The sequence below is a fragment of the Lentibacillus kimchii genome, from assembly GCF_055381965.1.
This window is the reverse complement of sequence record NZ_AP043934.1, coordinates 2,259,959-2,273,159: the sequence shown is the minus strand read 5'-3', so window position 1 is coordinate 2,273,159 and position 13,201 is coordinate 2,259,959. Positions and strand designations below refer to the sequence as shown.

Below are 13,201 nucleotides of genomic sequence, written 5' to 3'. Positions count from 1 at the left end.
CCAATTGTTCTGATATTCAGTAGGCGTGTCTACAATCGAATCTTTTCTGGAAAAAGTGCTATACATGACACTTTTTTCGTGTGGAAAGCGATTATTAGATGAGAGGCGGTTGCGTTGCAGCCATTAAAAAAGGGCAGCTTTTCATTTATCAGCTGCCCCTTCCAGGTTTTTTTTAATCCTTAAGCCACTCACGAGCCGTCTCCGCATGGTCGGGCGTGAAATAATTCACTTCAACACCTGGAAAGAGATTTTCCAGTTTGGCATCAGCTTTGAGCCAGGTTGTGTCTGTGACCACTGCTGCTTTTTTCATACTTCTTATATACCGAATCATTTTTAGATCTTCAACAAGCCCTTTCAGTGTCACACCTTCCATATTTTCAACCGTGATGAGCAAATTAACTGGTTCTTGCTCCGTCATTTTCTGTTTGAACGTTTCTTCAAATGCCTCGATATCCGATTTGTCGACGTTCCCGTTGATGGCCATCTCGATAATAGGGCTGTTCGTCTGGGTGGTCACATTGATCATCTTCAACACATCCTTTCCGTTCTACAAACAGCATTCCTCATCAGCTAGTAAGTCAAACATACATGGTGCCTGTGGTCAATACCCCATTTTTCGGACAAGAAAATATTCGACACATTGATCATAAATGATCATGTTTATTCGATTGTTTGCTTGTGATTCAGGCTGCCATCCATTGAAAATATTGACTCGGAGACAGCCTGTTCAAACCTTTTTGACAGCGCTGCTTATTATAATAAGCAATGTACTTGGAAATGGTTCTATAAGCGCCTTGAACGGATTGGCACGGAAATAGAATAAAAGCTTCGGATTTAAAATGCGAGAAAAACCCCTCTGCACATGCGTTATCAAGGCATGTGCCTTTTCTTGACATGCTTGGTGTCAGGTTATATGCTTTCATTAATTGATGATATCTATTGGAACGGTACTGCATACCCCGATCACTGTGTAAGATGGTATCAGTATGCGTTCCTTTCTTTTTAACCGCCTTCTTGATCGTATTTTCGACCAGATTAATGTCGTGATCCCGACTTGCCTGATAGGCAACAATCTCGTTATTAAACAGATCCATGATGACCGAAAGGTAAATCGTTTGATTGCCTGCCTTAAACTCCGTGACATCTGTCACCCATTTCCTAAATGGTTTATCTGCATCAAAATCCCGTTTCAATAGATTGTCGTAAACTCTTCCTGCAGATGATTGCTGGTATTTCCTCTTATGGCTTTTCTGTCGGATAACCGCCTTTAAGCCAAGCCTTTTCATGATTCGGTATACCTTTTTATGATTCATGTCCCAACAATAATCCTGGCGAATCCTTGATTCGATACCCCGTACGCCCAGAACACCTTTGTATTGATGATAAATATAAGAAATAAGTTCTTCTTCATTGGCATCTTTGTTGGAACGTTTAAGATAGGCATAATAACCACTTCGGGAAACGCCCAATGCCTCACATAAAGCATTGATAGGATAAGCTTCGCTTCGAAGCTGATCGATTACTTGAAATTTTGTTTCTCCTCCTTTTGGCGTGATAGTTCTAAATACTTTTTTAAGGCATCAACTTCTATTTGGAGGCGATCGACCTTTTCCTCTGTGGTGGAAGAAGTCTCGCCCTTTTTGGGACGTCCTAAAGACCGGTCAAAGGCGGCTTCACCATTTCTTTGATATTTCTTAATCCATTCATAGATGTTATCCCGATGGCGAATATTAAGATCATCCACGACAGACTGGACAGCTTCATTATTTTCCAGGACACGCCGAATCGCTTCTAATTTTGTTTGCTTACTGTAGCGCTGTTTCTTTTGTGATTCAGACATTCTAAAACCTCCCCTCATACTCGCAGCGTAAATGTCGAATCATTTATGTGTCCAGTATAAGGGGTACGGACTACTGTCACCGCCCGAATTTTGTCGAACGATAGAAGCATAAATATTAATTGTTTCGGTCTGCGAATGAAAATACTCATTTTTGTATGCGGTTTTTTCTTTTATGACATTCGTCATCATGACAATGCTATTTTATGCGGTTTATGGATATTTTACTGATTTGATGCTGCAGCCTTTTTAGTCCATCTTAGATCAGAGAAACCAATATAAATTCCACTCGTACTAAGAGGGACAGAAAGGGCTGGTGACAGAGTTGGGAAGAAATAAGCGTATTTGGATGCCAGATGCTTTTTATCACATTGTTTGCCGTGGAAATCGGCGGGATAATCTTTTCTTGGACGATGAAGATATCAAGGTATTTTTTCAGATTATGATTCAAGTGAATAAGAAAACCCCGTTTGTCCTCGCCTCGTACTGCCTCATGACCAATCATTTTCATCTGCAGCTTCGTTCAGGGCAGCATACCGTTTCTAAAGTCATGTCTCTTATTAATAAGCGCTATGCCGATTATTACAATACAAAGTATAAGTTGACCGGGCATGTGTTTGAAAAGCGTTATTATGATAAACTGATTGATTCGAAACTTGGGATGCTGGAGACAAGCCGGTATATTCATCTGAATCCAGTAGAGGCTGGAATGGTGGCTATGCCGGCGCACTATCCCTGGAGCAGTTATCGCTATTACTTATATACGACTGGCCATCGTTTGTTAAATGTGGATGAGGTGCTTGATTGTTTTGCAGGTGATCCTGCGGAAAAGCGGCGAAAGTATCAGGATTTTATGGATCTAACCAAGAAAGAGGTTCTAATAAGGGAAGAGACGATGTGATTGTTCGACAAAAACCGGGAAGTGACAGGCACCGCAACAAAATGGTAATCTAATAGGAAAGGAAGTAAAGGGGTTTGATTGTTGATGAACACGTCTATTCCAGAAATTATTTTGAATGATGGGGTTACGATTCCGGCTATTGGTTTTGGTACATACAAACTGCGTGGCGATGCAGGAGCCAACGCTATAAAAAGTGCCATTGACAATGGCTACCGACTGATTGATACGGCTTATAACTATGAAAATGAGGGTGCTGTCGGAGAGGCTGTTAAAAGATCGCCGGTTCCGCGCCAGGATTTATTTATTACGTCCAAACTGCCTGGTCGCTATCATACCTATGATCTGGCAGTTGAAGCGATTCAGGAATCGTTGTATCGTGCCAATCTGGATTATTATGATTTGTATCTTATTCACTGGCCGAATCCTCAGCAGGACCATTACGTTGAAGCCTGGCAGACATTAATTGAAGCCAGGAAGTGGGGACTTATCAGATCAATAGGTGTATGCAACTTTCTGCCTGAACACCTTGATCGGCTGGAGACTGAAACAGGTGTTAAACCGAGCATCAACCAGATTGAATTGCATCCTTTTTTCAACCAGACAACCGGGCGCGAGTATCATGCGGAACGAGATATTCAAACCCAGTCCTGGAGTCCGCTTGCTAAGGCGAATGATATTTTGACAAATAAAACGCTGCGTGGGATAGCTGAGCGTCATCAAAAAACTGTCTCACAGGTTATTTTACGCTGGCACTATGAGCTCGGGAATATTCCGATTCCTAAGTCGGCTTCTGTGACACGCCAGCGGGAGAATCTCGCCATTTTTGATTTTGCGTTGGACGAACAAGACATAGAGAAGATCGCCATGTTAACCACGCCAGATGGCCGGCTGAACGATCAGAACCCGGATGTATATGAGGAATTTTAGGAGTTTTTTTCAGACGGGCTCTGTCTCCTTTGTCATCATGACGAGGCATCTAAGGACAAATCAGAGACTGAAAACTGATGTTCGACAAAAACCGGGCCGTGACAGGCACCAAAACAAAAACGAGGGGGGATAGGATTGGCTCTACGTTTTAGACGCAGTGTGAAGTTAGGCAAAGGTATTAAGCTTAATGTCAGCAAGGGTGGTGTTGGCATGAGTCTTGGCACCACAGGGCTGCGGCAGTCATTTCATTCAACAGGCCGGGGGACGCAAACGATTGGCATCCCGGGAACAGGCCTATCGTATGTTAAGACGAAGAATCTCTCCGGTAAGCGTTCTTCAAATAATAGCATTTCGCAAATAAGTCAGAACGTGTCACAGAATGAAGCGGCGGTAGCAGAATATAACAACTATGTTCACGCGATCACGCATCTGCATACAAATACGCCGGAAACGACTGACTGGCAAGCGCTGCGTGCTGAATCACCGCCGTTTCAACCGGGAGAAACAGGCCCCGGAGAAGCCGATGCTCAAGCGGATTATCAGGCTTACCAGCCGAATTTCCTGGCTCGTCTCATTAAACCACTGGCGACGAAGCAAAAGAAAGAATTGAAGCAAGCGATCAAACAGGCAAAAAAACAAGATACAGCAGCTTATGAGAAATGGGAAAAATGGCATGATTTAGCGCAAAGGGTTTTGAAAGGCGAAGCAGATGCCTATATCCAAGCGGTCAAGGAGAATCCTGCGTTTGCTGACGTTATTGAGCGCGGCGTTTCCCTGGGCGTGCCGAACGCTCGTGAAGTTGAAGCAGAGCTCCGGGTCAAGCCCAATGATGTTGCTCCAAATAAAAAGGTGACCCTGACAAAAACAAGAAAAGTATCCAAACAGAAAATGGGTAAAAAAGACTATTATAAGATTGTAAAGGATTTTGTCTGCGGCTATGCGCTCTGGGTGTCGCGAGCGTTGTTTGCGAGTCTTCCTATTGAGTCGTGCGTTATCCATGTCACGGCAAATGCGCTGAACACCGCAACAGGCAATCGGCAAAGAAAAGTATTGCTTTCAGTGCGGATTGACGAGCAAATGTTAAATCAGTTGAATTTCGAGCATCTTGATCCATCTGATGCTATGGAAAATTTTGATCATCATATGAATCATTTGAAGACAAAAGGATTCCGGCCTGTCAAACGTCTGACAGTGAAATAACCTGTGAGTTTGAGAAGTTCTGGTGGGTTGATCAGAGCGGTTTAGGTTTTGAGTAGATAGGATTGATAGTTTCATAAATAAGAATAAGCAGACAAGTGTTAATAGAATTTTGACGCTTGTCTGCTTTTTTCGACAAAAACCGGGGGAGTAAACCGGGGAGTGACAGGCACCAAAATTAACGCAATATTATTTATTTAGTAATATTTAATTAGATCATGTTTTATGGTACTGTTAATGTAAGCGTTTACCATAAATGAAAGGGAGATTTGATATGAAAGCTCTCACAAATTTTTTCGACCGCATTGTCCAGCGGTATTTGCCTGATGCGTTTTTATTCGCTATCATTCTTACATTTATTGTATTTCTCATGGGCGTTTTGTTTACCGGAAGTGGGCCTATAGGGATGATTGGAAATTGGGGAGATGGATTCTGGGATCTGCTTGATTTCGCGATGCAGATGTCTCTTATTGTAGCAACTGGCTATATATTGGCTAATACTCCTGTTTTACAAAAAGGGCTGACGAAATTAAGTACTATGGCCAACACCCCTGCTCAAGCAATCATATTAGTAACGTTTGTCGCCTCAATCGCATCATGGTTCAATTATGGATTTGGATTAGTCGCCGGAGGGCTTCTCGCAATATACGTGGCGAGGCGGGTTCCTTCTGTGGACTTTCGTTTGCTGGTGGCCAGTGCTTACAGTGGATTTTTATTGTGGCACGGAGGACTTTCTGCATCCGCTCCTCTATTAGTTGCGACGGAGGGACACTTTCTCGAGGATACAGTCGGCACCATACCAGTTTTAGACACATTGTTCAGTAGTTTCAACCTGTTCATCGTAATTGTTTTGCTGCTTACTCTGCCACTTGTGAATTGGCTGTTGATGCGGAGCCGAGACCCGCTCAGCCAGCCTAACCCCACACTATGGCAAAACAGTAATAATGAACAACAAGAAGAAGAGAAAGAGCAAGCGAAAGAGGTGACACCGGCAACCCGTCTGGAAAATAGCCAAATTATTTCTCTACTGATTGGGCTAATGGGATTTTCCTATATTGTGTATCATTTTGTACAAAATGGTTTTGATTTGAATTTAAATATTGTGATTTTTATATTCCTGTTTTTAGGTATTTTGCTACATCGAACACCTAAGCGATATTTAAATAGTGTTACGGAAGCCGTTAAGAATATCGGTGGTATCGTCATTCAATTCCCATTTTACGCAGGAATTATGGGAATGATGGTTGGATCTGGACTATCTGAGCAAATGTCGGCATTTTTTATTGACATTTCCAATGAGTTCACGTTTCCACTGTTCACCTTTATTAGTTCAGGGATTGTCAATTTCTTTGTTCCATCTGGTGGTGGCCAATGGGCAGTACAGGGGCCAATCATGGTGCCGGCCTCATTAGAAATCGGTGTAAGCACTGCTAAAACAACGATGGCCGTTGCATGGGGAGATGCATGGACGAATATGATTCAGCCATTCTGGGCATTGCCGCTTTTGGCGATCGCTGGATTGAAAGTGCGTGATATAATGGGCTTTTGTGCCATCATTCTTATCTACAGTTTCTTTCCGATCGCCATTGGGTTGTTATTCCTTTAGCAACAAAAAGGTCCTCAAATTTTAAAATAAACGCCCTCTCAGCAATAATGTTGGTCGGGCGTTTTATTTAGTCTGTCGCATTTTGCTTGTCTGCTTATTTCGACAAAAACCGGGCCGTGACAGGCACCTACGTTCTCCGGCTTTTTGAAGTCTGCGCTATGATAATGCCGATGATAATCAGGCCAGATCCGATTAGGATTCCAGTTGATAGATGTTCGCCGAGAATGATGCTAGAAAAGAAAAGGCCGAAAACGGGTACAAGTAAGGTTGAGATGGTGGCCGTGACCATATCGATGAGGCTCAGAACGACAAACCAAGCTGTAAAGCACAAAGCTGAGGCGAGCACGCCAGTAAATAGAATATAGGATATGCTGGTGACATTGAGCACAAGAGGTTCGCCCGACTCAGTAACGAATGCAGCAATTATGATGCCGATTGCGCCGAATGTCATTTGCCACGTGTTGACTTGCAGCTGGGAGGCGTCCCGCAGGTTGCGCCGGTAATAGACGTTGGCAATTCCCCAGGAAATAGCCCCCACAATAATCAGCAGTTCACCTGTCAAGATATCCATTGACTGATTAGTCCAAATATCCCAGCCAAGAATGGTCAGCAGTCCCACTAGGCCGGTGAGAAGCCCCGTTAATTTGGCGGGCGTTAATTTTTCGCCGAGAAATCTAGCGGCGAACAAGCTCGACCACATGGGCATCGAGTATAAGAGCACTGAAGACTTTCCGGCATCAACGAATCTGAGACCGTACATAATAAGAAGATACACAATGGTCGTCTGCAGGATACCTACAACGATGAAATGCTTCCACTGATGTCTTGGGGGCAATCCAGTTCTGGAGAGCCAGATGACGAGAAGCATTGTTACTGCGCCAACACCAAACCGGAATGCGGAAAACGTGAAAGGCCCCATGTAGTTGAGGGAAAGCTTCATGAATACCCAGGCGTATCCCCACAGTAAGATCACCAGGAGAATTAACAGCCATAAGGCCCATCTGTTTTTATGTAAAAAGGTTACAAAGGCATTTTGCTGAAACATAATCCGGCTCTCCTTTTGCTGACTATCGATCTTAAAACTATCATAGCAGGAAATCAAAACAGTTTAAAGACATGACATAGTCGTTCGGGTGCCTGTCAGAGCGACCGAGCGTAGGTCGTAACATATAGCGGGTGGGATGCCCGTCGAGTAAGAGTTAGCCACTCACTCGTAGCGAGTTTTGGATGATAGAAGGTGACTTCTACCATTAAGCGTAAACAGTTAGCTAGTGGGCCGTAAACTACGGTTGAAGGGATTGAGCCCCGAAATACCCAATGAAAGGGCAGATGGTTTTGACAGTCCAGAATGCAACATCTTGATAAGCGACATAGGGCGAGCTTATTAAGACCTTTCCGGGGTCGGTGACCACGGCACGCTAGACATGGATATGTTACGGCAACTCGGGAGATCCTATCGGGTCTTCCTGCGGAAGTAGGGAGTATGGTGTACAAGCGATACAAAGTGAGGAAACCAAATGCCTGATAGGAAGTCGGAGGGCTGCATAGTACCAGTGAAGCCGGGTAATTCCGGTGGAGGAAAGGCAAGCCCCTTATCATTATCTTAATCAGGGAAACATTATCTACACACAGAGGTAGGGAATAATAATGGAAACAAAACTGTTAAGAATCGCAGAATTAGCGAGATCTTATCCTGAGATGCAATTTACATCACTGGCACATTTGTTGGATGAAGCGTCTCTAAAGCAATGTCATCAAGAACTGCCTGATAATAAAGCTACAGGCATCATGGGGGTTACGAAGGAAGAGTACGGTGAGGAATTGAATAACAATGTTGAAAATCTTGTGCGTAGGATGAAGAAGAAAAGCTACCGCCCCCAGCCGGCTAGACGAACCTATATTGATAAAGCTGGCTCAAAGAAGAAACGCCCGCTAGGGATACCAGAGCATGAGGATAAAATTGTGCAGCGTGGATTAGCTAAAATTCTTACTTCAATCTATGAAAGTGACTTCCTCGACTGTTCTTTTGGCTTTAGACCCAAAAGAAATTGTCATGATGCTTTAAAGATTCTGAATGTCTACATTGAACGAAGGCGTACGAACTACATCGTAGATGTCGATATAAAAGGATTCTTTGATAATGTAGATCATAAATGGATGATGGCATTTCTAGAACATCGAATTAAAGATCCCAGTATATTAAGGCTTATAGCCAGATTCTTAAAAGCTGGTTATATGGAGGAGACTAAGCTATACAAAGAATCGTCTGGCACGCCACAGGGTGGTGTTGTATCGCCTATTTTAGCAAATATCTATCTCCATTATGTGTTGGATTTATGGTTTGAGCGTAAGGTGCGTAAAGAATGTAAAGGACAAGCGTACTTAGTACGCTACGCGGATGACTTTGTGTGCTGTTTTCAATACCAACAGGATGCGTACAAGTTCTTTGAAGGCCTCAAACAGAGGCTGGCGAAATTCAATCTTGAAGTTGCAGAGGATAAAACGAATATTATCTCTTTTGGTAGGTTTGCGGAAAAGAAGTGCAGACAAAATGGGAATAGAAAGCCTTCAACGTTTAATTTCCTAGGCTTTACACATTATTGTGGTCAAAGTCGAAAAGGCAAATTTAGAGTTAAACGGAAAACTGACAACAAGAAGATGAGAGCGAAGTTACGTCAAACTAAAATTTGGTTAAAAGAAAACAGAACCAAAGGTGCTGAATTTATTATGGATAAAATTCGCAGGTCACTTATAGGATATTATAATTATTATGGTATTACAGACAACTCACCAGCAGTTGATTTGTTTCGTGACAATATAAGAACATTACTCTTTAAGTGGCTGAATCGAAGAAGTCAGAAGAAATCCTTCACATGGGAGAAATTCGTCTTGTTTCTAAAGAAATTTCCGCTTCCAAGACCAACTGTTAAAGTTAGCATATATCAGCTCAGAGATCATATCAATTATATTCTGTGAAGAATGATAGGTGGAGCCGTGTGCGGGAAAATCGCTCGCACGGTTCTGTGAGGGGAGTGATACACAATCTGCCGTGAGGCAGAAAGGTTCACTCCTACTTGACCGACCCGGTTTTTGTCGAAGATCTTCCGCAGCTGTCACCATCATGTGTGTGGTGATGCTTTCCGCATAGGATTTTAAAGCTGCTTCGTTTAGTTTCGATCGACATGGGTTATATTAAGAGAATCGGTCATTTGTACATTTATGTCAGAAAGGGTGTTCGTATGGAAACGTCTGTTCATGTTTTAGACCGAGTGCAAACGCCCAGAGGCGAATTGCAGCTGCAGCGCCGCGGCAGTCATTATGAAATAATTAATAATGGTATCTTTCTGATGGCAACGTATAATGGCGAATCTGAAAAATATTTGGTTCGGCAAGCGCTGGCGTCTGTAGCCAGTCCGAAACGCGTTGTGATTGGCGGGCTGGGTGTCGGTTTTTCACTGGCAGAAGCTCTGCGTGATTCATCCGTTACCGAGGTGGTTGTTATCGAGATAGAAAATAAAATCATAGAATGGAACCGGACCTATCTTTCCGCCTTTTCGGAGGCGTCATTGGAGGATCCGCGTACGCGTGTTATCCATGATGATATGCTGGAGTGGATGAAGAAGGAGACGGGCCAGTTTGACGTGATTTGCCTGGATATCGATAATGGCCCGGACTGGACCGTGACTGAGCATAATCATGATATGTATCAGCCGGACAGTCTAAGGCAATTGGCCAGTTTGATGCGACCAGGTGGTGCTGTTTCGTTTTGGAGTGCTTCTTCCTCGCCTGACTTTTATCAATTACTTAAGCGCGTTTTTCATCATGTTACGGCATGGAAAGTTTCCCAGAATAAAGGAGACGACGACTGTATATATATCGCTTCTCTTGCTTAGGCACCCCCCTCCAATTTTCAAATGGATCATGAATTTAAGATCTTATCCACCAGTCATAATCTGGAATTTGTTTCCTTTCACCTTCCCTGAACGTGTATAGACAAAGCTATGACCAGTATTTGAAAATGCATCCGAATTTAAAGGGACTCTACCGTAATTGAAACAGGACAGTCCTATTCGACAAAAACCGGGAAGTGACAGTAGTCCGTACCCCTTATACTGGACACATAAATGATTCGACATTTACGCTGCGAGTATGAGGGGAGGTTTTAGAATGTCTGAATCACAAAAGAAACAGCGCTACAGTAAGCAAACAAAATTAGAAGCGATTCGGCGTGTCCTGGAAAATAATGAAGCTGTCCAGTCTGTCGTGGATGATCTTAATATTCGCCATCGGGATAACATCTATGAATGGATTAAGAAATATCAAAGAAATGGTGAAGCCGCCTTTGACCGGTCTTTAGGACGTCCCAAAAAGGGCGAGACTTCTTCCACCACAGAGGAAAAGGTCGATCGCCTCCAAATAGAAGTTGATGCCTTAAAAAAGTATTTAGAACTATCACGCCAAAAGGAGGAGAAACAAAATTTCAAGTAATCGATCAGCTTCGAAGCGAAGCTTATCCTATCAATGCTTTATGTGAGGCATTGGGCGTTTCCCGAAGTGGTTATTATGCCTATCTTAAACGTTCCAACAAAGATGCCAATGAAGAAGAACTTATTTCTTATATTTATCATCAATACAAAGGTGTTCTGGGCGTACGGGGTATCGAATCAAGGATTCGCCAGGATTATTGTTGGGACATGAATCATAAAAAGGTATACCGAATCATGAAAAGGCTTGGCTTAAAGGCGGTTATCCGACAGAAAAGCCATAAGAGGAAATACCAGCAATCATCTGCAGGAAGAGTTTACGACAATCTATTGAAACGGGATTTTGATGCAGATAAACCATTTAGGAAATGGGTGACAGATGTCACGGAGTTTAAGGCAGGCAATCAAACGATTTACCTTTCGGTCATCATGGATCTGTTTAATAACGAGATTGTTGCCTATCAGGCAAGTCGGGATCACGACATTAATCTGGTCGAAAATACGATCAAGAAGGCGGTTAAAAAGAAAGGAACGCATACTGATACCATCTTACACAGTGATCGGGGTATGCAGTACCGTTCCAATAGATATCATCAATTAATGAAAGCATATAACCTGACACCAAGCATGTCAAGAAAAGGCACATGCCTTGATAACGCATGTGCAGAGGGGTTTTTCTCGCATTTTAAATCCGAAGCTTTTATTCTATTTCCGTGCCAATCCGTTCAAGGCGCTTATAGAACCATTTCCAAGTACATTGCTTATTATAATAAGCAGCGCTGTCAAAAAGGTTTGAACAGGCTGTCTCCGAGTCAATATTTTCAATGGATGGCAGCCTGAATCACAAGCAAACAATCGAATAAACATGATCATTTATGATCAATGTGTCGAATATTTTCTTGTCCGAAAAATGGGGTATTGACCACAGGCACCAGTCCAATCCCTCCCATTTTAATTTCTGATAATTTGTAATATAATTAATGTTAGCCTGGAGAGGAAGGGAGATTATTAAATTTATGGCTAATTTCGGCAACCAAGTGCAGTTCCAAAAATACAGGACGATGCAAAATCCGGATCCGCACAGGCTTCCGGTCGTATATGAGGAATGGGAAAGGAAGGCTCGAGACGTTCTGGAAGATGGGCCCTATTATTATGTTGCTGGCGGTGCTGGCGGCGGCAAAACCATGAATTCGAATCTGAATGCTTTTAATCAGTGGCATCTTGTGCCACGCATGCTCCGGGATGTAGAGGAACGGGATTTGACTGTGAACCTGTTTGGCGAAACATACAATTATCCGGTGTTACATGCCCCAATTGGTGTTCAATCGATTATTCATGAGGAAGGCGATCTTGGTTCAGCGAGAGCCTGTGCGGAAATGGGCATTCCGTTTATTGCCAGTTCTGCATCAACTGAACCGATGGAGACAATCGCTGATGAAATGGGCGAGGCGCCGAAGTGGTTTCAGCTCTACTGGAACAAGAACCCTGACGTTACGGCAAGTTTCCTTGAACGGGCAGAATCGTCCGGTTATTCAGCTATTGTTGTGACACTGGATACGCATACACTTGCCTGGCGGGAGTATGATTTAAAAAATGTTTATTTGCCGTTTTTAATGGGAGAGGGAGTGGGCAACTATATGTCTGATCCTGCCTTCCGTGCAAAGCTTGAAAAATCTCCTGAGGAAGATCCTTTGTCTGCTACTATGCAATGGACGGAACTGTTTGGCAATCCCGGTCTGACATGGGATGATTTATCATTTTTGCGGGAGCATACGTCGTTGCCGATTTTATTGAAAGGAATATTGCATCCGGATGATGCGAAGCTTGCCATGGAACATGGGGTTGACGGGATCATTGTTTCCAATCACGGAGGACGTCAGGTGGATGGCGCCATAAGTGCTCTTGATGCGCTTCCGCAAGTTATGGACGTGGTTCAGGATAAACTTCCTGTTTTAATGGATAGCGGCATACGACGCGGTTCGGATATTTTGAAGGCCATGGCTCTTGGCGCAAAGGCTGTACTGGTCGGGCGGCCTTGTATGTATGGATTGGCCGCTGCTGGGGAGGAAGGTGTGCACGAAGTTCTGCAGAATATGCTGGCCGACATGGATTTGACGATGGGTTTGGCTGGTGTAAAATCAGTCCATGAATTAACGCCATCTCATCTGGAGGAGTACCAATAGACAATAGGGTCTGCATCTGAGATGACCAGCCTCCTTCCGTTAAAGTGAATGCTGTACTCGAATGAT

The 13,201-nt window shown here is 43.4% G+C and carries 13 protein-coding genes; 9 read left to right on the top strand and 4 right to left on the bottom strand.

What is annotated here, in order from left to right; genetic code table 11:
* Positions 1-172: 172 nt before the first annotated feature.
* From ACZ444_RS12000 to ACZ444_RS11990, 3 genes are all read right to left on the bottom strand, one after another.
* Positions 173-526, bottom strand: a complete 354-nt coding sequence (locus tag ACZ444_RS12000; RefSeq protein ID WP_382358106.1) for a SpoIIAA family protein — start codon at positions 524-526, stop codon at positions 173-175.
* 157 nt (positions 527-683) lie between these two features.
* On the bottom strand, positions 684-1,520 hold the full coding sequence (locus ACZ444_RS11995; RefSeq protein WP_382359185.1) for an IS3 family transposase: 837 nt from the start codon (positions 1,518-1,520) through the stop codon (positions 684-686).
* A complete protein-coding gene (locus tag ACZ444_RS11990) occupies positions 1,520-1,840 on the bottom strand; it encodes a transposase (RefSeq protein WP_382359182.1) in 321 nt (106 codons plus the stop codon). Before ACZ444_RS11990 ends, ACZ444_RS11995 begins: the two co-directional genes overlap by 1 nt.
* 322 nt (positions 1,841-2,162) lie before the next feature.
* On the opposite strand from ACZ444_RS11990, the gene ACZ444_RS11985 reads away from it, so the two are divergent.
* From ACZ444_RS11985 to ACZ444_RS11970, 4 genes are all read left to right on the top strand, one after another.
* The gene (locus ACZ444_RS11985; RefSeq protein ID WP_449280301.1) at positions 2,163-2,738 is read left to right on the top strand and encodes an REP-associated tyrosine transposase; all 576 of its coding nucleotides are present in this window, start codon (positions 2,163-2,165) and stop codon (positions 2,736-2,738) included.
* Positions 2,739-2,822: 84 nt separating this feature from the next.
* Positions 2,823-3,665 (top strand): aldo/keto reductase, encoded by an 843-nt coding sequence (locus tag ACZ444_RS11980; protein ID WP_382359123.1) that lies wholly within the window; start codon positions 2,823-2,825, stop codon positions 3,663-3,665.
* Positions 3,666-3,800: 135 nt separating this feature from the next.
* A complete protein-coding gene (locus tag ACZ444_RS11975; RefSeq protein ID WP_382359120.1) occupies positions 3,801-4,865 on the top strand; it encodes a DUF4236 domain-containing protein in 1,065 nt (354 codons plus the stop codon).
* Between the two features lie 271 nt (positions 4,866-5,136).
* Positions 5,137-6,468 carry a short-chain fatty acid transporter gene (locus tag ACZ444_RS11970; protein ID WP_382359117.1) on the top strand — a complete coding sequence of 444 codons (1,332 nt, stop codon included), beginning with the start codon at positions 5,137-5,139 and terminating at the stop codon, positions 6,466-6,468.
* A gap of 127 nt (positions 6,469-6,595) precedes the next feature.
* On the opposite strand, the gene ACZ444_RS11965 is transcribed toward ACZ444_RS11970, so the two are convergent.
* A complete protein-coding gene (locus ACZ444_RS11965) occupies positions 6,596-7,513 on the bottom strand; it encodes a DMT family transporter (protein WP_382359114.1) in 918 nt (305 codons plus the stop codon).
* Positions 7,514-8,115: 602 nt separating this feature from the next.
* On the opposite strand from ACZ444_RS11965, the gene ltrA reads away from it, so the two are divergent.
* From ltrA to ACZ444_RS11940, 5 genes are all read left to right on the top strand, one after another.
* The gene (gene ltrA / locus ACZ444_RS11960; RefSeq protein WP_382359111.1) at positions 8,116-9,444 is read left to right on the top strand and encodes a group II intron reverse transcriptase/maturase; all 1,329 of its coding nucleotides are present in this window, start codon (positions 8,116-8,118) and stop codon (positions 9,442-9,444) included.
* A gap of 206 nt (positions 9,445-9,650) precedes the next feature.
* On the top strand, positions 9,651-10,361 hold the full coding sequence (locus tag ACZ444_RS11955; RefSeq protein ID WP_382359109.1) for a spermine/spermidine synthase domain-containing protein: 711 nt from the start codon (positions 9,651-9,653) through the stop codon (positions 10,359-10,361).
* 274 nt (positions 10,362-10,635) lie between these two features.
* Entirely contained in the window at positions 10,636-10,956 is a 321-nt protein-coding gene (locus tag ACZ444_RS11950) for a transposase (protein WP_382359182.1), read from the top strand.
* Positions 10,920-11,792, top strand: coding sequence for an IS3 family transposase (locus ACZ444_RS11945; protein ID WP_464433808.1), 873 nt, complete (start codon positions 10,920-10,922; stop codon positions 11,790-11,792). The genes ACZ444_RS11950 and ACZ444_RS11945 overlap by 37 nt, the downstream gene beginning before the upstream one ends.
* Before the next feature lie 176 nt (positions 11,793-11,968).
* Positions 11,969-13,135: a lactate 2-monooxygenase gene (locus ACZ444_RS11940; RefSeq protein ID WP_382358849.1), complete on the top strand. Its 1,167-nt coding sequence runs from the start codon at positions 11,969-11,971 to the stop codon at positions 13,133-13,135.
* Positions 13,136-13,201: the final 66 nt, after the last annotated feature.